General features: G+C 72.4%; 17 protein-coding genes. 8 read left to right on the forward strand and 9 right to left on the reverse strand.

All coding sequences use genetic code 11. The features are described from left to right. Window positions 1-65: 65 nt before the first annotated feature. Window positions 66-1,217, reverse strand: a complete 1,152-nt coding sequence (locus ACGFSH_RS10885; protein WP_351360248.1) for an NADH-quinone oxidoreductase subunit D — start codon at window positions 1,215-1,217, stop codon at window positions 66-68. 31 nt (window positions 1,218-1,248) lie between these two features. Between ACGFSH_RS10885 and ACGFSH_RS10890 the strand changes: the two genes are divergently transcribed. Then, a complete protein-coding gene (locus ACGFSH_RS10890; protein ID WP_393347079.1) occupies window positions 1,249-1,761 on the forward strand; it encodes a PH domain-containing protein in 513 nt (170 codons plus the stop codon). Window positions 1,762-1,808: 47 nt separating this feature from the next. After that, on the forward strand, window positions 1,809-3,125 hold the full coding sequence (locus ACGFSH_RS10895) for a PH domain-containing protein (RefSeq protein ID WP_393348083.1): 1,317 nt from the start codon (window positions 1,809-1,811) through the stop codon (window positions 3,123-3,125). 145 nt (window positions 3,126-3,270) lie between these two features. On the opposite strand, the gene ACGFSH_RS10900 is transcribed toward ACGFSH_RS10895, so the two are convergent. Together ACGFSH_RS10900 and ACGFSH_RS10905 are read right to left on the reverse strand one after the other, a co-directional pair. Continuing rightward, on the reverse strand, window positions 3,271-4,956 hold the full coding sequence (locus ACGFSH_RS10900) for a hypothetical protein (protein WP_393347081.1): 1,686 nt from the start codon (window positions 4,954-4,956) through the stop codon (window positions 3,271-3,273). A gap of 377 nt (window positions 4,957-5,333) precedes the next feature. After that, window positions 5,334-6,458, reverse strand: a complete 1,125-nt coding sequence (locus tag ACGFSH_RS10905) for an alpha/beta hydrolase (protein WP_393347083.1) — start codon at window positions 6,456-6,458, stop codon at window positions 5,334-5,336. A gap of 236 nt (window positions 6,459-6,694) precedes the next feature. On the opposite strand from ACGFSH_RS10905, the gene ACGFSH_RS10910 reads away from it, so the two are divergent. The 6 genes from ACGFSH_RS10910 to ACGFSH_RS10935 all read left to right on the forward strand — a co-directional run bounded on the left by ACGFSH_RS10910 (window position 6,695) and on the right by ACGFSH_RS10935 (window position 12,172). Then, entirely contained in the window at window positions 6,695-8,506 is a 1,812-nt protein-coding gene (locus tag ACGFSH_RS10910; protein WP_393348085.1) for a phosphatidylglycerol lysyltransferase domain-containing protein, read from the forward strand. Between the two features lie 237 nt (window positions 8,507-8,743). Then, the gene (gene folP, locus ACGFSH_RS10915) at window positions 8,744-9,730 is read left to right on the forward strand and encodes a dihydropteroate synthase (protein WP_393347085.1); all 987 of its coding nucleotides are present in this window, start codon (window positions 8,744-8,746) and stop codon (window positions 9,728-9,730) included. Then, window positions 9,727-10,311 carry a nuclear transport factor 2 family protein gene (locus ACGFSH_RS10920; protein WP_393347087.1) on the forward strand — a complete coding sequence of 195 codons (585 nt, stop codon included), beginning with the start codon at window positions 9,727-9,729 and terminating at the stop codon, window positions 10,309-10,311. Before folP ends, ACGFSH_RS10920 begins: the two co-directional genes overlap by 4 nt. A gap of 323 nt (window positions 10,312-10,634) precedes the next feature. After that, window positions 10,635-10,994, forward strand: a complete 360-nt coding sequence (gene folB / locus ACGFSH_RS10925; protein ID WP_393347088.1) for a dihydroneopterin aldolase — start codon at window positions 10,635-10,637, stop codon at window positions 10,992-10,994. Continuing rightward, window positions 10,991-11,602 (forward strand): 2-amino-4-hydroxy-6-hydroxymethyldihydropteridine diphosphokinase, encoded by a 612-nt coding sequence (gene folK, locus ACGFSH_RS10930; RefSeq protein ID WP_351360273.1) that lies wholly within the window; start codon window positions 10,991-10,993, stop codon window positions 11,600-11,602. Before folB ends, folK begins: the two co-directional genes overlap by 4 nt. 84 nt (window positions 11,603-11,686) lie before the next feature. Then, window positions 11,687-12,172 carry a DUF3180 domain-containing protein gene (locus ACGFSH_RS10935; RefSeq protein ID WP_393347091.1) on the forward strand — a complete coding sequence of 162 codons (486 nt, stop codon included), beginning with the start codon at window positions 11,687-11,689 and terminating at the stop codon, window positions 12,170-12,172. 137 nt (window positions 12,173-12,309) lie between these two features. On the opposite strand, the gene folE is transcribed toward ACGFSH_RS10935, so the two are convergent. The 6 genes from folE to dacB form a co-directional block, all read right to left on the reverse strand. Further along, a complete protein-coding gene (gene folE / locus ACGFSH_RS10940) occupies window positions 12,310-12,915 on the reverse strand; it encodes a GTP cyclohydrolase I FolE (RefSeq protein WP_393347093.1) in 606 nt (201 codons plus the stop codon). 153 nt (window positions 12,916-13,068) lie between these two features. Next, window positions 13,069-15,108, reverse strand: a complete 2,040-nt coding sequence (ftsH, locus tag ACGFSH_RS10945; RefSeq protein WP_393347095.1) for an ATP-dependent zinc metalloprotease FtsH — start codon at window positions 15,106-15,108, stop codon at window positions 13,069-13,071. 186 nt (window positions 15,109-15,294) lie between these two features. Further along, complete coding sequence (gene hpt, locus ACGFSH_RS10950) at window positions 15,295-15,855, reverse strand: hypoxanthine phosphoribosyltransferase (RefSeq protein ID WP_329412327.1); 561 nt, start codon at window positions 15,853-15,855, stop codon at window positions 15,295-15,297. A 69-nt stretch (window positions 15,856-15,924) separates the two neighbouring features. After that, window positions 15,925-16,956, reverse strand: coding sequence for a tRNA lysidine(34) synthetase TilS (gene tilS / locus ACGFSH_RS10955; RefSeq protein ID WP_393347097.1), 1,032 nt, complete (start codon window positions 16,954-16,956; stop codon window positions 15,925-15,927). Between the two features lie 192 nt (window positions 16,957-17,148). Continuing rightward, window positions 17,149-18,282 (reverse strand): zinc-dependent metalloprotease, encoded by a 1,134-nt coding sequence (locus ACGFSH_RS10960; protein WP_393347099.1) that lies wholly within the window; start codon window positions 18,280-18,282, stop codon window positions 17,149-17,151. 110 nt (window positions 18,283-18,392) lie between these two features. Next, on the reverse strand, window positions 18,393-20,099 hold the full coding sequence (dacB, locus tag ACGFSH_RS10965) for a D-alanyl-D-alanine carboxypeptidase/D-alanyl-D-alanine-endopeptidase (protein ID WP_393347101.1): 1,707 nt from the start codon (window positions 20,097-20,099) through the stop codon (window positions 18,393-18,395). Window positions 20,100-20,167 lie beyond the last annotated feature (68 nt).

The raw sequence follows: 20,167 nt of genomic DNA on the forward strand, positions 1-20,167 counted from the left end.
CACGCCCCTCCGCTCGCCCCTCCGGCCGTCCCGCCGCCCGGCCGTCGCACCGTCCCGCGCGCGGGTTACTTGTCGATGTCGCCCACAACGAAGAACATCGACCCCAGGATCGCCACCATGTCCGCGACCAGGGTGCCCGGGAGCAGCTCGGTGAGCGCCTGGATGTTGTTGTACGACGCCGAGCGCAGCTTCAGCCGGTACGGGGTCTTCTCGCCCTTGCTGACGAGGTAGTACCCGTTGATGCCGAGAGGGTTCTCGGTCCACGCGTACGTGTGCCCCTCGGGCGCCTTCAGGACCTTCGGGAGCCGCTGGTTGATCGGTCCGGGCGGCAGGTCGACGAGGCGGTCGAGGCAGGCGTCCGCGAGGTCGAGCGCGTTGTGCGTCTGCTCCAGCAGGCACTCGAAACGCGCCAGGCAGTCCCCCTCGGTGCGGGTCACCACCTTCAGCGTGTCCTGAAGCTCCCCGTACGCCAGGTAGGGCTCATCCCTGCGCAGGTCGAAGTCGACGCCCGAACCGCGCGCGATGGGACCGCTCACGCCGTACGCGTGCACGTGCTCCGGCGCGAGGACGCCCACGTCGCGGGTGCGCCCGCGGAAGATCTCGTTGCCGAGCACCAGGTCGTCGTACACGTCCATCCGGGAACGCACGGCGGCGACGGCCTCCCGTGCGCGGGAGGTCCAGCCGGCCGGCAGGTCCTCCTTGAGGCCGCCGACGCGGTTGAACATGTAGTGCATGCGGCCGCCGGAGACCTCCTCCATGACGTTCTGGAGCACCTCGCGCTCGCGGAAGGCGTAGAAGACCGGCGTGATGCCGCCCAGCTCCAGGGGATACGAGCCGAGGAACATCAGGTGGTTGAGCACCCGGTTCAGCTCGGCGAGCAGCGTGCGCGTCCACACGGCCCGCTCGGGGACCTCCATGCCGAGCATCCGCTCCACCGCGAGGACCACGCCCAGCTCGTTGGAGAACGCCGACAGCCAGTCGTGGCGGTTGGCCAGCATCACGATCTGCCGGTAGTCGCGCGCCTCGAACAGCTTCTCCGCGCCCCGGTGCATGTAGCCGATCACCGGCTCCGCGTGCCGGATGCGCTCGCCGTCCAGCACGAGCCGCAGCCGCAGCACGCCGTGCGTGGAGGGATGCTGGGGGCCGATGTTGAGCACCATGTCCGTGCTCTCCGCGGCACCGCCGATCCCGACCGTGGTCTCCGTCGTAGGAGTCATGGCGACAGTCTCCCCTACGTACGCTGGCCCCATGGAAACGGGGAGCCCGGGAAACCCGGGGGGCGGGGAGCCGGCGGCGGTCGCGCCGGAGTGGAGCGGACTGCCGGCGGGTCTGCTGCGGATGCGGCGGCTGCTGCTGGTGGTGTGGATGGGGCTCGCGGCCGTCGCGGTGGGACTGCCGCTAGGACTGCTCGTCGCCCCCGCGTGGGCGGCGTTCGCACTGCTGCCCCTGGCGGGCATCGGCTGGGGCTGGGTGCTCCTCGGCCGCAACTGGCGCTCCTGGCGGTACGCCGAGCGGGCCGACGACCTGTTGATCAGCCGCGGGGTGCTGTGGCGGGAGGAGACGGTGGTCCCGTACGGGCGCATGCAGCTCGTCGAGGTCACCTCCGGCCCTGTCGAGCGCTTCTTCGGGCTGGCCGGCGTCCAGCTGCACACGGCGGCCGCGGCGACCGACGCGGCCATTCCGGGCCTGGACCCGGCCGAGGCGGAACGGCTCCGCGACCGGCTCACCGCCCTCGGCGAGGCACGATCGGCGGGACTGTGACGACCCCTGACGTCGGCGCCGACGCCCCGGGCGGGCCGGAACCGGCGGTGCCCGCCGCCGGGGTGGGGCGGCCCGTGATCGAGCGGCGGCTGCATCCCGTCACGCCGTTCCGGCGGGCCTGGGCGCCCATCGCGGTCCTCGTCGGGTGGGCGGTGCACGACCCGAACCAGGCGCAGGAGCAGCTGACCCGGCTGACCACGACCACTCTGCTGATCGCGCTGGCCGTCCTCGTCCCCGCGGCTTCCCTGTACGGCTTCCTGACCTGGTGGTTCACCCACTACGCGGTGACGGACAGCGAGCTGCGCATACGCACCGGCCTGTTGTTCCGGCGTGCCGCGCACATCCGGCTGGAACGCATCCAGGCGATCGACGTCAGCCGGCCGCTGCTGGCCAGGATCGCGGGCGTCGCGAAACTGCGGCTCGACGTCGTCGGCGCCGAGAAGAAGGACGAACTGGCCTTCCTCGGCGAGGAGGACGCCCGCGCGCTGCGGGCGGAGCTGCTCGCGCGGGCGGCCGGATTCGCGCCGGAGACCGCGCACGAAGTGGGCGAGGCGCCCGCGCGCGAGCTGCTGCGCGTGCCGCCGCGCAAGCTCGCGGCCGCGCTGGCCCTGACCGGCGCGACCTGGGGCACCCTGGCCGCCGCGCTCGTCGTGCCGCCGTTGCTGTGGCTGGCCACCCACAGCGTGTGGACGGTCCTGGCGACCGGCGTGCCGCTGCTCGGCGCGGCGGGCGCGGCCGGCGCGGGCCGCTTCGTCGGCGAGTACGACTGGACGGTCGGCGAGTCACCGGACGGCCTGCGCATCGACCGCGGACTCCTGGACCGTACGCACGAGACGGTGCCGCCGGGGCGGGTGCAGACCGTGCGCATCGTCCAGCCGCTGCTGTGGCGGCGGCCCGGCTGGGTGCGCGTCGAGCTGGACGTGGCCGGCTCCGCCAACTCCGTGCTGGTGCCGGTCGCTCCGCGCGAGGCGGCCGAAGGGATCGTCGCGCACGTGCTGCCCGGCGTGTGCGTCCCGGCCGCGGAGTCGCTCGCGCGCCCGCCGCGACGGGCCGGGCGGTGTGCGCCGGTGTGGTGGCGGGGCTACGGAACCGCCGTCACCGACACGGTGTTCGCCGCCCGGCACGGGCTGCTGCGCAGGCGGCTGGCGCTCGTGCCGCACGCCAAGGTCCAGAGCGTACGGCTGACCCAGGGGCCCTGGCAGCGCCTCTGGCGGCTCGCGGACGTCCATGTGGACACGGGGGCCGGGAAGACCGTCACAGCCCGCCTGCGGGACGCACAGCAGGCCGCCGAGCTGCTCGCGAGCCAGGCCGAACGATCGCGGACCGGGCGCAACGACGCCCGGCCCGACCGGTGGATGACCTGACCGACCGGTGGATGACCTGGACGACCGGTGGATGACCTGGACGACGTGGACGGCGACCCGCAACGGCTCCCCGAGGACCGACCGCCGTCCGGCTTCGTCCACCGTCCGTCCACCGCCGGACCGCGGTCCGGCGGTGGACGGACGGTCAGGAGACGGCGCTGCGCAGCCCCTGGAGGTCGATGTGCTCCGTCTCGTCGTGCGCGGTCAGGTCGATGACCTGGCCCACGGCGCGCGCCGCCTCGTCCGCCGGCTTGAACTCCGCCTCGGACTCGGCCTTGTGCAGCGCGAGGGCCTCCTGGCCGACGACGTCGGCGAGATCCTCGTTCTGCACCGCCTCCAGCGCGTCGGGCTCCGCGTCGCTCTTCGTGCCGAAGAAGTCGAAGCCGCCCTCGGCCGTCGGACGCCGCACCGGCTCGGCGGCCGGGACGACGGCCACGGCGGTCGGCACGGCGAAGTGCCCGGAGGGACGCTGCACGGGAGCGGCGGGACGCCGGACGACGGCGCCGGGCTCGGTCGCGGCAGCGGCAGCGGGCTCCGCGGCGTGGGCGGTGCCGCGGCCGGGACCCGGGCCTGGATCGGGGTCCGGGTCGGGGTCACGGCCGGCGCCGACGGGGCCCGGATCCAGGGGCTCGGCAACCGAGTCGGTTTCGTCCTCGGAGAGGACTCCCGCCCGGCTGAGGTCCGTCGCCGTCCTGTCGGTCGAGGGCGTCTCGTCGGAAGCCAGGACGTCGGACGAGGCGCCGGACGGGGCGTCGTCCGGGCGGGCTTCCCGCGCCGTCCCGCCGTCGGAGCCGGTTCCGTCGTTCTCGGTTTTGTCGTTCTCGGTTTTGTCGTTCTCGGTTTTGTCGTTCTCGGTTTTGTCGTTCTCGGTTGCCGCGTCGCCGGCGGCCGTGCGGAGGGCGGTCGCGCGCGTGTGCTCGTCGACCGCCTCGGGCTTCCCCTCGCCCTCGTCCTCCTGCGCGGCCTCCACGGAGGCCGCGCGCGCGGACCCTTCGCCGGCCGCGCCCTTGACGGACCCCTCCGCGAGGTCGTCGCCCGGTTCGTCTTCGGAGGCCTCGACGGCCGCGTCCGCGTCGGCGTCGAGCCGCGCGAGGGCCGCCTGCGCCCGCAGGAACAGCTGGGAACCATGCGGCGAGAACACCGCCGACGTCGCGCTCCCCGCACCGGACCCGGAGGACTCGACGGACTCGACCGGCTCGGACTCACCCGACGCGGCGGAGCCGGACGCCTCGGACGCCGACGACGTCCCGGGCAGCGCCTCCCCGGCTTCCACGGCCTCCGTGGTCTCCGCCGCCTCCGCCACGGTGGGTTCCGCCGGCTCGGTGGGCTCCGTGTCCTGCGGCCCGCGCGCGGCGGGCAGCGACGCGGGCGACGGAGCCGCCTCTATCTCCAGCAGGCGGCGGCCCTCCAGGGCGGTGGCCCGCTCGGTCTCCGCGGTGGCGTACCGGCGCAGCAGCGCCGCGTGCTCGTTGCGCAGGCCGGCCAGTTCGGCTCGCTTGGCCCTCAGCCTCTGCTCCAGCTTGACCCGCAGCTCACGCGATTCCTCGAGGTCGCTCTCCAGCTCGGCGACACGTTCCTCGAAGCGCCACTCGTCACCGGCGCGCGCGCGTGTGAGGTCGGCGACCTGCTTTCCGGCCTGCACGTCCCAGTGGCGCATCACGACCGCGCCGACGATCGCCGTCGCCGCGGCGGCCGCGGCCAGCACACGGAGCGCCGTCGCCTGCGTGAACAGCCAAGGGCCGAGGGCGCAGACAAGGGAGACGCCGGCGATCGCCGAGGGGGGCAGCAGCCTGTGCAAAGGAGGGGAATGGCGGTGACGTCCTCGTGGCATGGCCAGAAACTTACCGCGCGTAGGCGATTGTTGGCGCCCCGCCCCACAAAAACACAGCCATAACGATGTCTTCACACGGCATCAGGAATCGGGACCGTCGCCGAATTCGACAAGAAGCAAGATCATTCAACGCGCCGGGAAGGGCCATCGACGCGCCCCTCGCACCCATTGCGGGTGCCCGCCGCGCCTGTTGCGGACGCCTCTCGCGCGTGGTGTGCGCGCCCGTCGGCCCTGGTGCGGGGCGGCGACCGCCCTCGCCCGCAGGGGCCCCCGCCCGCCTCAGGGGCCGCCCGCCCGCCGCGCCGGTCACCTCCCGACCTCACCATCACGTCACACAGTCGCGCGCGCCACCGGCGGACGGCGGGCGGCGGCGTCGTTCAGCGGTCGCTCAGGCGGCCGCTGATCCACTGCAGCGTCGGCGGAATCTCCCGCCGCCAGGTGTTGAAGTTGTGCCCGCCGCTTTCCAGGATGATCGACGAGACCCTGGTCCTGTCGTTCGCCTTCGCCAGCTCTATGAACTTCCGCGTGGCCTTGTAGTTGGATTCTCCGACCTTGCTGCTGGTGACCAGGAGCGAGGTGGCGGGAGCGGAACGATTCTTCAGAAACCAGATCAGATCCGACTCATTGCGCAGCGTCTTGTTCCCGTGGAAGAGGTCGCCCGTGGTCGGGTCGATCGGGGCCTTGTAGTACGCCGACAGGCCCGCGCCCGCCGCGTAGGCCTCCGGGTGGTGCATCGCCAGTTTCAGCGCGCAGTAGCCGCCCGTCGAGTCGCCGATGATGCCCCAGTTGCTCGCCTTCTTCCCCACTCTGTAGTGGGCCGCCACGGCGTCCCGCAGGTCCTTCGCGAAGAACGTCTCGCTCTGCGGGCCGTCCGGGATGTCCACGCACTCCGTGTCCCTCGGCGGCGCCACCGTGGGCCGCATCATCACCAGGATCATCGGCTGCATGCTGCCCTCCCTGGCCAGTTGCCGGGCGGTGCGCGGGTAGTGCAGCTTGTCGACGAGCGCCTCTGCCGTGCCCGGGTACCCCGTGAGGACCACGGCCGCGGGGAACGTCCGCGTGCGGTAGGCCGGGTCGAAGTACTCCGGCGGCAGGTACACGAACGCGGGCGTGGTGATGTGCGTCGTACGCCCGACGACGGCCACCTTCTGGACCTGCCCGGCGACCCGCGGCCGCCCGCCCCCGGCGTCCACCCGGCGGGTGTCGACGACCCTCAGCGGCCCCGCGGCCGCGCCGCCCGCGGAGTGGTCGACGACCACGCCCGGCTCCGTCTCCTGACCGAACAGGTCCGCCCAGCTGGCGTAGAAGCCGAACGCCTGATTGGCGGAGAGCCCGATGGACGCGAAGAGCGCCAGTTGTGTGGCGAGCAGCAGCCCGACCCGCCCGCCGACGGCCGGCCAGCTGCGCCTGGCCAGCCGCGGCCACAGCCAGACCGTGCCGACGAACAGCAGCAAGGCGAACAGCACTGACAGCAGCAGCACTTTGTTGCTCGTGAGACCCATGCGGTGGTTTCCTGCCTGCTCTTCGTCCGGGACCGCACCCGCTTCCCCCGACTCCTTCGCGAGGGCTTGTCCCGGATTTTCCTTCGCCTTTTCAGTGGCTTTGGCGAGACGAGTGAACCTCTCTCCCCAAGACACCGTCCTAGAGGGCGCAATGTCGCCGGATGCCCGAATCGGCACCGGGTCCAAGCTCTCTCGCGGAACTACGGGATGCGATGTCTGTCACGGAAGATGCGGAAATGTCGGGCGGGGTTCCGCGCCGAACAAGCCGGGTGCGGCGGATAGTGCGAGGTCCGCGCCCTGAGGCCGTTCCCGCCCTCGTCGCGAGGGCCTGCGCCCTCGTGGGCCTGCTGGACGTCGCCGGGGGCGTCTTCCCGCGGTTCCGTCACAGCCGTATGCACTCCTTCGCCGAGGTGCTCCCCGGCTCCTTCGGGCCGTTCGCCGCCGCGTTGTCGCTCAGCGCCGGCGTCCTGCTGCTGCTGCTGGCCCACGGCCTCAGGCGCGGCAAGCGGCGCGCGTGGCGGGCCGCGGTGATGCTGCTCCCGGCCGGTGCGGTCGCCCAGTTCATGTACCGCCACTCGATCCTGGGCGCGCTCATCTCGATCGCGCTCCTGGTGCCGTTGCTGCTGCACCGCGACCAGTTCGCGGCGCTGCCCGACCCGCGCAGCCGCTGGCGCGCGCTCGCCAACTTCGTTCTCATGGGCGCCGGATCCCTCGGTCTGGGGCTGGTCATCGTCAGCGTCCACCCCAACCGCCTGATCGGCGACCCGAGCCTGGCCGATCGCCTTACGCACGTCCTGTACGGCCTCTTCGGCTTCGAGGGGCCGGTGGACTACCAGGGCAACACCTCCTGGACCGTCGCCTTCTCCCTGGGCGCGCTCGGCTGGATCACCGCGGTCACCACGATCTACCTCGCCTTCCGCCCCGAGCACCCCGCCGCGCGCCTCACCGAGGAGGACGAGACGCGGCTGCGCGCCCTGCTGGTCAAGCACGGCCGCCGCGACTCCCTCGGCCACTTCGCGCTGCGCCGCGACAAGGCCGTCGTCTTCTCCCCCAGCGGCAAGGCCGCCGTCACCTACCGCGTGGTCTCCGGCGTGATGCTCGCCAGCGGCGACCCCATCGGCGACGTCGAGGCCTGGCCCGGCGCCATCGAGCGCTTCATGGACGAGGCCAAGGCCCACTCCTGGACCCCGGCCGTCATGGGCTGCTCGGAGACCGGCGGCGAGGTGTGGACCCGGGAGACCGGCCTGGACGCCCTCGAACTGGGCGACGAGGCGGTGGTGGACGTGGCGGATTTCTCCCTCGCCGGCCGCGCGATGCGCAACGTGCGCCAAATGGTCAAGCGCATCGAACGCGCCGGTTACGAGACCCGGGTCCGGCGCGTGGGTGACCTCGGCGAAGCCGAACTGGAGCGCGTCCGGCGCGCCGCCGAGGACTGGCGCGGCACCGACACCGAGCGCGGCTTCTCCATGGCCCTGGGCCGCATCGGCGACCCGGGCGACGGCGACTGCCTGATCGCGACCGCCCACAAGAGCGACGAGGCGCCCGGCGAGTACGGCGACCTCAAGGCGATCCTGCACTTCGTGCCCTGGGGCCCCGACGGCGCCTCGCTGGACCTGATGCGCCGCGACCGGTCGGCCGACCCCGGCATGAACGAACTGCTGATCGTCGCGGCCCTCCAGGCGGCGCCCAAGTTCGGCATCACGCGCGTGTCGCTGAACTTCGCGATGTTCCGCTCGGCCCTGGCCCGCGGCGAGAAGATCGGCGCCGGGCCCGTCCTGCGCGCCTGGCGCGGGCTGCTGGTGTTCCTCTCCCGCTGGTTCCAGATCGAGTCGCTGTACAAGTTCAACGCCAAGTTCCAGCCCCGCTGGGAGCCCCGCTTCGTCGTCTACCGGGCCTCCGGCGACCTTCCCCGCATCGGCTTCGCCGCCATGCAGGCAGAGGGCTTCGTCACGCTCGCCCTGCCGCTGCCGCGCTTCCTGCGCCGTCGCTCCGCACCGGCACGCGCGTGCACGCACGCGGTGGCGGACAGAGACGTACGGGCCGCGTAACCCCGGCCCCGTCCCTCCCCACCCCGGCCGGGGTGGGCCGGAACCGGCCGCCCCATGACCGGCCGGGCGGAAACCCCGCCCGGTCCGCCCACCGGCCCACCCCACCGGCCGCCCCTTCCGGTCCGCTCACCGGTCCGCCCCTGCCAGCCGCCCCGCGGGTCCGCCTAGCGGTCCGCCCCGCGGGTTCGGTCCGGGCCGCACCGCGGCAGGGCTCCCTCCTGGGCCTACGCTGAACGCATGAGCAAGCAGAGCGGACGCGGGCGCGTCGTCGGACTTCCCGAATGGGACCGCTGCGCGGTCATGGGAGTCGTCAACGTGACCCCCGACTCCTTCTCCGACGGCGGCCGCTGGTTCGACACGACGGCCGCCGTCAAACACGGTCTGCAGCTCGTCGCCGAGGGCGCGGACCTGGTCGACGTCGGCGGCGAGTCCACCCGCCCCGGCGCCACCCGCGTCGACGAGGCCGAAGAACTCCGCCGGGTCGTCCCCGTCGTCCGGGGCCTGGCCTCCGAGGGCGTCGTCGTCTCCGTCGACACCATGCGCGCCACCGTCGCCGCCCAGGCCCTCGCGGCCGGCGCCGCCCTGGTGAACGACGTCAGCGGCGGCCTGGCCGACCCGGCGATGATCCCCACCGTGGCCGATGCGGGCGCCCCCTTCGTCGTCATGCACTGGCGGGGCTTCCTCGACGGCGGCAACGTCAAGGGCGTGTACGCCGACGTCGTCGCCGAAGTCGTGGACGAGCTCCGCACACGCGTGGACGCCGTCCTGGCGGGCGGCGTCGCCCCCGACCGCATCGTCGTCGACCCGGGCCTCGGTTTCTCCAAGGAGGCCGACCACGACCTGACGCTGCTCGCCCACCTCGACCGGCTGCACGCCCTCGGGCACCCGCTGCTGGTCGCCGCCTCCCGCAAGCGGTTCCTCGGCCGCGTTCTGGCGGGCCCGCAGGGCGCGCCGCCACCCGCGCGCGAGCGGGACGCCGCCACCGCCGCCGTGTCGGCCCTCGCGGCCCGGGCCGGCGCGTGGGCGGTCCGGGTGCACGAGGTCCGCGCCACCGCGGACGCGGTGCGGGTCGCGCGAGCCGTGGAAGGGGCGCGCGAGGGGACGGACACGCCGGGCGCAGGCGCATCCGGGCGGGCGCGGCCGACGGCGAGCCCACCCGGCGCGGGAGGCACGCCCGACGCGCGGACCGGCTCCGCCACGCCCCGCGCAGAGGGAGCCCGGTGAGCGCCCCCCACACCGACGTCGAGCAGGTCGAAGCCGCCAACGCCGCGTTCTACGAAGCGCTGGAACAGGGCGACTTCGAAGGCGTCTCCGCCCTCTGGCTCACCCCCGCCGACCTGGGCGTCGACGAGACGTACCACGACCCCGCGGACGTCGGCGTCGTCTCCTGCGTCCACCCCGGCTGGCCGGTGCTCACCGGCCGGGGCGAGGTCCTCAGGTCCTACGCGCTGATCATGGCCAACACCGACTACATCCAGTTCTTCCTCACCGACGTGCACGTCTCCGTCACCGGCGACACCGCCCTGGTGACCTGCACCGAGAACATCCTCAGCGGCGGCCCCGCGCCCGAGGACGGCGAGGAGCTGGGGCCGCTCGTCGGCCAGCTGGTGGTCGCCACCAACGTGTTCCGCCGCACCCCGGACGGCTGGAAGCTGTGGTCGCACCACGCCTCTCCGGTACTGGCCGAGAGCGACGACGCCGACGACCCCGCGGACACCGGGCACCCCGAGAACGCCGACAGCCCGGGCATCCCCGACGACCTGGACGACCCCGGCGCCCCCGGGATCGACGGCACCCCGTCCTGAGCTTCCGGAGCCTTCTCAGGCTCTGGAGCTTCCGGAGCTTTCCGAGCGGATGGACCGGCCCGGACGGGGCAGCAGCCCCACGGGGCGCCCGACAGGACGAAGAAGTGGTTGGAATCACGAACCCACGGGTAGGGGCGGCTACCAACCCGTGAGCCGCCGGGTTCCCCGGGGGAAACGCCCGGTGAACACTGCCGGCTCCGGTCCGGGCCCCCGCCGCCGGAGGCCGGGACCGTCAGTGCTCGCAGGTAGATTCGTTCGAGGCCGGGCGGCCGCCCGCACCCGGTACGCACCGGCCCCAACCGACGATTGCAGGAGTGATTCGCGTGGATCGTGTCGCGCTGCGCGGCCTCAAGGCCCGCGGGTACCACGGCGTGTTCCCCAAGGAACGCGAGGAGGGCCAGACCTTCATCGTGGACCTCGTCCTGGGCCTGGACACCCGGCCGGCCGCGGCCGACGACGACCTGACGAAGACCGTGCACTACGGCATCGTGGCGGAGGAGGTCGTGGCCGTCGTCCAGGGCGAGGCCGTCGACCTCATCGAGACGCTCGCCGAGCGCATCGCCCAGACGTGTCTGAAGCACGAAGGGGTCCAGGAGGTCGAGGTCTGCGTCCACAAGCCGGACGCGCCGATCACCGTCCCGTTCGACGACGTGACCGTCACCATCACCCGGAGCCGAGCATGACCGCGTTCTTCACCGAGGGCCAGAGCGACCCGACCGTCCAGCCGGTACCCGCCTCCGTCGTCGAGCAGGTCGACGCCGCGGACACCACCCTGCACAACCCCAAACGCGCGGTGATCTCCCTCGGCTCCAACCTGGGCAACCGTCTGGAGACGCTCCAGGGGGCCATCGACGCCCTGGAGGACACCCCCGGCGTCCGCATCAAGGCCGTCTCCCCCGTGTACGAGACGGAGCCGTGGGGCGTCGAGCCCGGCAGCCAGCCCTCGTACTTCAACGCGGTGGTCCTGCTGAAGACGACGCTCCCGCCCTCGTCCCTCCTGGAGCGCGCCCACGCGGTCGAGGAGGCCTTCCACCGGGTGCGGGACGAGCGCTGGGGCGCCCGCACGCTGGACGTCGACATCGTCGCGTACGCCGACGTCGTCGACGACGACCCGCACCTCACCCTCCCGCACCCCCGCGCCCATCAGCGGGCCTTCGTCCTGGCCCCCTGGCACGACGTGGAGCCCGAGGCCCAGCTGCCCGGCCGGGGCGCCGTCGCCGATCTGCTCGGCGCGCTTCCCCGCGAAGGCGTCGAAGCCCGCAAGGACCTGGAACTCCACCTGCCCGACTAGTCGTTAAGGTCAAGCAGGAAGGTCAACGAGACCACTGCCCGCGAGATCTTCCCGCCGCGGGCGCGGGGGAGCTGAAGGGACACCGTGAGAGAGCTGCGCATCAGGGTGCTGATCGGCGTGTTCGCCGTGGCCGCGATCCTGTCCTGGGCGGGCGCCCGCCTGTGGAACTCGATCGGGACCCTTCCCAGCGTTCCCCTGGCCGCCCCCATCGTCCTCGCCCTGATCGCCGTGGTGCTGACGGCCACGGCGCTCTCGCTGCGCGCCCGCCTCAAGGCCCAGCGCGAGCGCCGCCCCGAGGCCAAGGGCGTCGACCCGCTGATGGCGGCGCGAGCGGTGGTCTTCGGCCAGTCCAGCGCCCTGGTCGCCGCGCTCGTCTCCGGCATGTACGGGGGCACGGGCGTCTTCCTCCTGGAGTCCCTCGACATCCCCGCCCGCCGTGACCAGGCCATCTACGCCGGCTTCTCGGTCCTGGCCGGCATCGCGGTCATAGCGGCGGCCATCTTCCTGGAGCGCGTCTGCCGACTCCCGGAGGACGACGACCACGAGAACGGCGCGGCCACGGCGGCCTGAGCCGCCCACCGCGCCGTTCGTCGCCCGCCGTCGCCGGACCCGCCGTTCCCGGGCCGCCCGCGGCCCGTATCCGCCCGCGGCCCGTTCCCGAGGCCGCCTGCGGCCCTTCCCGGCCTCGCCGGCCGGTCGGGGCGCCGTCAGCGCGCCAGTATCAGGCTCATCGCCTCGGCGCGCGTCGTGGCGTCCCTGAGCTGCCCGCGCACCGCGGACGTCGTGGTCTTGGCGCCGGGCTTGCGGATCCCCCGCACCGACATGCACATGTGCTCGGCCTCGATGACGACGATGACGCCACGGGCTTCGAGGATCCGCATCAGCGAGTCCGCCACCTGCGTGGTGAGACGTTCCTGCACCTGGAGGCGGCGCGCGAACACCTCGACCAGCCGCGCCAGCTTGGACAGGCCCGTGATCTTGCCGGACTCCGCGGGGATGTAACCCACGTGCGCGACGCCGTGGAACGGCAGCATGTGGTGCTCGCACAGGGAGACGATCTCGATGTCCTTGACGAGCACCATCTCGTCGTGGCCGAGATCGAACGTCGTCGTCAGGACGTCCTCGGGCGTCTGGGTGAGGCCCGCCAGCAGCTCCCGGTAGGCCCGCGCCACGCGTGCCGGCGTCTCGCGCAGGCCCTCGCGGTCCGGGTCCTCGCCGACCGCGATCAGCAGTTCGCGGACGGCGTTTACGGCGCGCTTCTCGTCGAACTCGCCGATGGAGCCGTCGCCGTCCAGCGTCACGGGGTCGGTCATGGGGGCCTCGTTCCTGTGCGGGTCGCTCGGGTGGGTACGCACCTCATCTGCGAGCCTACGAAATCGGTCATACGGAAAACGCCGCGCCCCCCAGGCTAGAACCTGGGGGGCGCGGCATCCATTCCGGGCCTGGTGGGACCTTCCGGAGCCGGATCAGCTCTCGGGGCGGTCCTCCGGGCTGGGCTCGGCCACGGGGCCGGTCTCCACCGCGGTGGACTTCGCGGTCGAGATCGCCTGCGTCGCGCCGTTGGCGCCGTTCGTCAGTGCCAGCTCCCTGGGGGAGAGCACCGGCGGGCGGGTGGACGGCGTACGCCGCGAGGAGCCGGTCCAGGCGGGCCGTGCCGGACGCTTGACGATGGCGGAGAAGATCTCGGCGATCTCCTCCTTGTTCAGCGTCTCCTTCTCGAGCAGCCGCAGCACGAGGTTGTCGAGGACGTCGCGGTTCTCGACCAGGATCTCCCAGGCCTCGTTGTGCGCGTTCTCGATCAGCTTCTTGACTTCCTCGTCCACCAGGGCGGCGACCTCTTCCGAGTAGTCGCGCTGGTGAGCCATCTCACGGCCGAGGAACGGCTCGGTGTTGTCGCCGCCGAACTTGATCGCGCCCAGCCGCTCGGTCATGCCGTACTGGGTGACCATCGCCCGTGCGGTGGCCGTGGCCTTCTCGATGTCGTTCGCCGCGCCCGTGGTGGGGTCGTGGAAGACGAGCTCCTCCGCAGCGCGCCCGCCCAGCATGTAGGCCAGCTGGTCGAGCATCTCGTTGCGGGTGGTGGAGTACTTGTCCTCGTCGGGGAGGACCATCGTGTAGCCCAGGGCACGGCCTCGGGAGAGGATCGTGATCTTGTGGACCGGGTCGGAGTTCGGCGAGGCCGCCGCGACCAGGGCGTGTCCGCCCTCGTGGTACGCGGTGATCTTCTTCTCCTTGTCCGACATGATCCGGGTCCGCTTCTGCGGGCCCGCGACCACGCGGTCGATCGCCTCGTCCAGCATGTGGTTGTCGATCAGCTTCTTGTCCGAACGGGCCGTCAGCAGTGCGGCCTCGTTCAGCACGTTGGAGAGATCGGCACCCGTGAAGCCGGGGGTGCGGCGGGCGACCGCGGCCAGGTCGACGTCGGGCGCGACCGGCTTGCCCTTCTGGTGAACCTTGAGGATCTCCAGACGCCCCTGCATGTCCGGACGGTCGACCGCGATCTGGCGGTCGAAGCGGCCGGGGCGCAGCAGCGCGGGGTCGAGGATGTCGGGCCGGTTCGTGGCGGCGATGAGGATCACGCCGCCCTTCACGTCGAAGCCGTCCATCTCGACGAGCAGCTGGTTCAGGGTCTGCTCGCGCTCGTCGTGACCGCCGCCGAGGCCGGCGCCGCGGTGGCGGCCGACCGCGTCGATCTCGTCGACGAAGACGATCGCCGGGGCGTTCGCCTTGGCCTGCTCGAAGAGGTCACGCACCCGGGAGGCGCCGACGCCGACGAACATCTCGACGAAGTCGGAGCCGGAGATGGAGTAGAAGGGGACGCCCGCCTCGCCGGCGACGGCGCGTGCGAGCAGGGTCTTGCCGGTGCCGGGCGGCCCGTACAGGAGCACGCCCTTGGGGATCTTGGCGCCGACGGCCTGGAACTTCGCCGGTTCCTGGAGGAACTCCTTGATCTCGTGGAGTTCCTCGACGGCTTCGTCCGACCCGGCGACGTCGGCGAACGTCGTCTTCGGGGTGTCCTTGGTGATGAGCTTGGCCTTGGACTTCCCGAAGTTCATGACCCGGGAGCCGCCGCCCTGCATCTGGTTCATCAGGAACAGGAAGACGACCACGATGAGGACGAAGGGGAGCAGGGACAGCAGGATCGAGACGAAGGCGTTCTGCTTCGTCGGCGAAACCGTGTAGCCGTCCGGAATCTGCTTGTCCTGGTACTTGGTCTGCAGCGTGTTGGCGATCGTCACGCCCTGATCGCCGATGTAGCTCGCCTGGATCTTCGAGCTGCCCTTGATCTTCACGCCGTCTTTGAGCGTGGCCTTGACGGTCTGCTCGTCACCGGTGGTGAGCTTGGCCGACTCGACCTTGTTGTCGTTGATCGCTGCAATGACCTGGCCGGTGTCCACCGTCTTGTAGCCGCCGGACGAGCCGACGACCTGCATCAACACGACCACGGCAAGGACGGCCAGCACGATCCACATGACCGGCCCACGGAAGTATCGCTTCACGTCCATCCATACGGAGCGGTGTCGCCCCGTCCCTCCTGCCATAGTGAGTTTGATAAGACAGTTCTTCTGACGGTACCCCAGCTTCGTCGCGCAAAGCCGCACGGAACGGCTGGCGCACCCGTCTGCATGCTCCAACGGCGCGAGACCCGCCGGGGTTCCCGATCTTCCCTGAGGGCTTGCGCCCTTCGGGTCTCAGCCGCCGTAGACGTGGGGCGCGAGCGTACCCACGAACGGGAGGTTGCGGTACTTCTCGGCGTAGTCCAGGCCGTAGCCGACGACGAACTCGTTGGGGATGTCGAACCCGACCCACTCGACGTCGATGGCGACCTTGGCGGCCTCGGGCTTGCGCAGCAGTGTGCACACCTTCAGGGAGGCGGGCTCGCGCGAGCCGAGGTTCGACAGCAGCCAGGACAGGGTCAGGCCGGAGTCGATGATGTCCTCGACGATCAGGACGTGCTTGCCCTTGATGTCGGTGTCGAGGTCCTTGAGGATCCGCACCACACCGGAGGACTGGGTGCCCGCCCCGTAGGACGACACGGCCATCCAGTCCATGGTGACGGGGGTGGACAGGGCCCGGGCGAGGTCGGCCATGACCATCACCGCGCCCTTGAGGACACCGACGATGAGCAGGTCCTTGCCCGCGTACTCCGCGTCGATCTCCGCGGCCAGAGCGGCCAGCTTCGCGTCGATCTCTTCCTTGGTGATGAGCACCTCTTTGAGGTCGGTGCCCATGTCTTTCGCGTCCACCCGCATCCTTCGGTCGTCCCACCGGCCGCCGGGACCGCCCACGACCACGTAAGCGGTCCTGCCGGAGGCCCGGATTCAGCCTTGCCGAATCACCAGTCTGCCACCCTGGCGCTGGGCGACGACTTTGCCCGGGAGATTGATGACCCCCTGGCCGCGCCAGCCGGTGATCAGCCGGTCGACCTCTTCGATGTGCCGGGCGAAGAGCGAACCGGCGGGAGCGCCCGCCTCGATCGCGGCGCGGCGCAGGATCCGGCGGCGCACCGCGGGCGGCAGGGCGTAGAGCTTGGCGCACTCCAGGAGGCCCGCCGCGTCGCGTACGGAGGACTCGGCCTGGCCGGCCCAGGCGTCGAGGGCGTCGGCGTCGTCGCGGGAGAGCTGGGCCGTGCGGGCCAGGGCTTCGACGACGCCTTTGCCCAGGGCCTTCTCCAGGGCGGGCAGGCCCTCGTGGCGCAGCCGGGAGCGGGTGTAGGCCGGGTCGGCGTTGTGCGGGTCGTCCCAGACGGGCAGGGACTGGACCATGCAGGCCTTGCGGGCCGTCTGCCGGTCCAGTTGGAGGAAGGGGCGCCGGTAGCGGCGGGCGGCGCCCGGCCGTCCGGAGACGGCGGCCATGCCGGACAGGGAGCGGATGCCGGAGCCGCGGGCGAGGCCGAGCAGGACGGTCTCGGCCTGGTCGTCGCGGGTGTGGCCGAGCAGGACGGCGGTGGCGCCGTGGGCTTCGGCGGCGGCGTCGAGGGCGGCGTAGCGCGCGTCGCGGGCGGCGGCTTCGGGGCCGCCTTCGCGGCCGACGGCGACGGCGGTGGACTCGACGGGGTCGAGGCCGAACTCGCGCAGTCGCAGGACGACTTCCGCGGCGCGCAGGTCGGAGCCGGGTTGCAGGCCGTGGTCGACGGTGACGCCGCCGGCGCGGACGCCGAGCCGGGGGGCCTCGAAGGCGAGGGCGGACGCGAGCGCCATGGAGTCGGCGCCGCCGGAGCACGCCACGAGCACGAGCGGCGGGTTCGGGCGCTCGTGCGGGTCGGTCTCGGGGACGGGGTGGTCGTTGAGGATGTCGTGAAGTACGCGGCGGACCGCCAGGCGTATCGCCGCGACCGCAGGATGGGGACCCATTGTCCGGTTCCCTTCATGAAGTTTTCGGGGGTTGGCACGGGATTCGGTCACTCAGAGTGTGTAGATGGTGACAGAACCGGGGCGTTCCCCGAGCATTGCACGCCTACCGAGGGCTCACGGTCCCTCGGACGGGTGATTGCGGGGGCGTTCTCCTGCCGGCGGCCGGAATCGGTTCCCGCCCGTGCCCGCGGTTCACGACTCGGCCTTGCGGTGCACCCGCGCGACCCACTCGGCCGGTTTTGCGATCTCGGCCTTGGTCGGAAGTGTGTTCGGGGAGGTCCACACGCGGTTGAAGCCGTCCATGCCGACCTCGTTCACGACGGCCCTCACGAAGCGCTCGCCGTCCCGGTACTGCTTGAGCTTGGCGTCCAGGCCGAGGAGGCGGCGCAGGGCGATGTCGAGCCGGGAGGCGCCCTTGGCGCGGCGCTGCTGGAACTTCTCGCGGATCTCGGCGACGGTCGCGACGACCTCGGGGCCGACGCCGTCCATGACGAAGTCGGCGTGGCCCTCCAGGAGGGACATCACGGCCGTGAGGCGGGCGAGGATCTCGCGCTGGGCGGGCGTCTGCACGAGTTCGACGAGGGAGCGGCCGCCGTCGTCCTCCTCGCCCTCCGGGCGGCCCCCGGCGAGGGACTGGGCGGCTTCCCGGACGCGTTCCAGGAACGTCATGGGGTCGACGTCGGTCTCGCCCAGGAACGACTGGATCTCGCCCTCCAGGTGGTCGCGCAGCCAGGGCACCGCCGAGAACTGCGTGCGGTGCGTCTCCTCGTGGAGGCACACCCAGAGGCGGAAGTCGTGCGGATCGACGTCGAGTTCGCGTTCCACGTGGACGATGTTCGGTGCGACGAGCAGCAGGCGGCCGCCGCCGTTCGCGCCGGCCGGGAGTTCGCGGGTGGCGGGGGCGAACGTCTCGTACTGGCCGAGGACACGGGACGACAGGAACGACAGCAGCATGCCGAGTTCGACGCCGGTGACCTTGCCGCCGACCGCGCCGAGGACCGCGCCGCCGGGGCTGCTGCCGCGGCGTTCCTGCATCTTCTCCAGCAGAGGCTTGAGGATCTCCCGGAAGCCCGCGACGTTGGCCCGCACCCAGCCGGGGCGGTCGACGACGAGGACGGGCGTGTCGTGGATGTCGTCGGTGGCCATCCGGGTGAAGCCGCGCACGTGCTGCTCGGAGGCCTTGGCGTGCCGGCGCAGTTCCGCGACGACGGCACGCGCCTCGTCGCGGCTGACCTCCGGTCCCGGCCGTACGAGCCGGGTCGCGGTCGCCACCGCGAGATTCCAGTCGACCATCCCCGATGAGGCAGCGCCGCCGATGCTCGTCATGCGTCAACCGTACGTGAGCGGCGTCGGGGAGGGCAGGCCGCGGGAGGCCTGTCAGGGAGATGTCAGGGTCGGCCCCCAGGGCCGCCGGGGGCGGCTCGGGGGTGGCGGGATCAGCGGCAGCCGCATCCGGCCAGCGCCGTGGCCGCCCGGTCCAATGCTGCCTGGGCCGCCCCCGGGTCGGTCGTGCCGCCGGCCATGAGGGCGAAGGCGAGCAGCCGGCCGTCCTGGTCGACGACGGTCCCGGCAAGGGTGTTGACGCCGCTCAGGGTGCCGGTCTTGGCGCGGACGACGCCGGCGGCCCCGTCGGTGTAGCGGCTGGTGAGGGTGCCGGTGAAGCCGGCGACCGGGAGGCCGGTGAGGACGGGCCGCAGGTCGGGTCGGCGGGGGTCGCCGGCCTCGACCAGGAGGGCGGTCAGCAGGTTCGCGGTGAGGCGGTCCTGCCGGTCCAGGCCGCTGCCGTCCTTGAAGCGGGCCCCGGCCATGGGCAGTCCGAGCTTCTTCAGTTGAGCGTGGACCGCCTTGCCGCCGCCGGCGAAGTCGGCGCGGACGCCCGTGGCGACGGCGGTCTGGCGGGCGAGGGCCTCGGCGATGTCGTTGTCGCTGTTGGTGAGCATCCGCTCGACGAGAGCGGTCAGCGGGGGCGAGGTGACCGTCGCGAGGCTCTGCGCGCGCGTGGTGGCCTTGGAGGGGCCGGGGGACGTGGTCGTCACGCCGGCGGCCTCCAGGAGCGCCCCGAAGGTGGCGGTGGCGTCGGCGGCCGGGTCGTCGACGCGGGCCGCCGGGCCGCTGTCGGAGTCGTCGGTGCGGCCCTCGTCGGCGCTCAGGGCGGTGACGGGGGCGAGGTTGGGGTTGACCCCGATGGGGTGAATCCGCGAACCGGCGTACAGGGTCGTGTCGTAGGAGAGCGTGACGCGGGTGAGGCCGCGCTTCTTCAGGGCGGCCGCGGTGGAGGCGGCCAGCGTGCGCAGGCTCGCCCAGCCGCGGGCGTCGGCGCGGGCCGTGAGGGTGGGGTCGCCGCCGCCGACGAGGACGAGTTCCCGGGTGTCGGGTTCCAGCACGGCACGCGTGGTGAAGCGGTGTTCGCCGCCCATCGCGGAGAGCGCGGCGACCGCGGTGGCGATCTTGGTGGTGGAGGCGGGGGTGAGCGCACGGCCGGCTCCGGCGCCGTAGAGGCGCTTGCCGGTGGCCACGTCGACGACCGCGGCGGCGTGCTGGGCGCCGAGGGCCGGATCGCCCAGGAGGGGCCCCAGGACGCCCGTGAGGCCCGCGCCGCTCGGAAGGGTGCCGGGGGCGGACTTCACGGCGGCGCCGGCCTGCGCGGCGCCACCGAGGGCGGTGAGGACGGACGCCGCGCTGGGGGCGGGCCGGGGCGCTCCGGCCGCCGTGTCGGAGGTACCGGACGTACCGGATGCATCCGATGAATCGGATCTGCCGGACGAATCGTCCGGGCGTCCGTGATCTGTGCCACCCGGCCGTTGCAGGGCGGCGGCCCGGTCCCGCTCGGCCGTACGCTGACCGCTGGAGTCCCAGGGCCCGACGGCGCTCACCACGACGGCGGTCAGCGCCAGCCCGGCGGTCGCCGCACCCGCGGTGTACTGCCAGGACCTGGCCTGCGGACCGGCCTTCGTGATCCGTGCGAGCTGCGGGCGCGCCGCCCGCGCGAGTCGCGCGGCCTGCGGCTTCGCGGTCGCGGCGACGTGCGCGAGGCGGGGCCGTACGATCCTTGCGGCCCGTGCCAGACGCGGTCGTACGGCGTTCCCGATCCGCACCACGTGCGGTCTCGCGGCCCGCCAAGGCCTCAGCTCTGGCACGAACACCAGCCCCTTTCGCGATCACACACCTGCGTGAGGGACACTTAACCACCAGAACTATGTGTTGATCATGG

It is taken from the genome of Streptomyces sp. NPDC048481, from assembly GCF_043200075.1.
Lineage (GTDB): Bacteria > Actinomycetota > Actinomycetes > Streptomycetales > Streptomycetaceae > Streptomyces.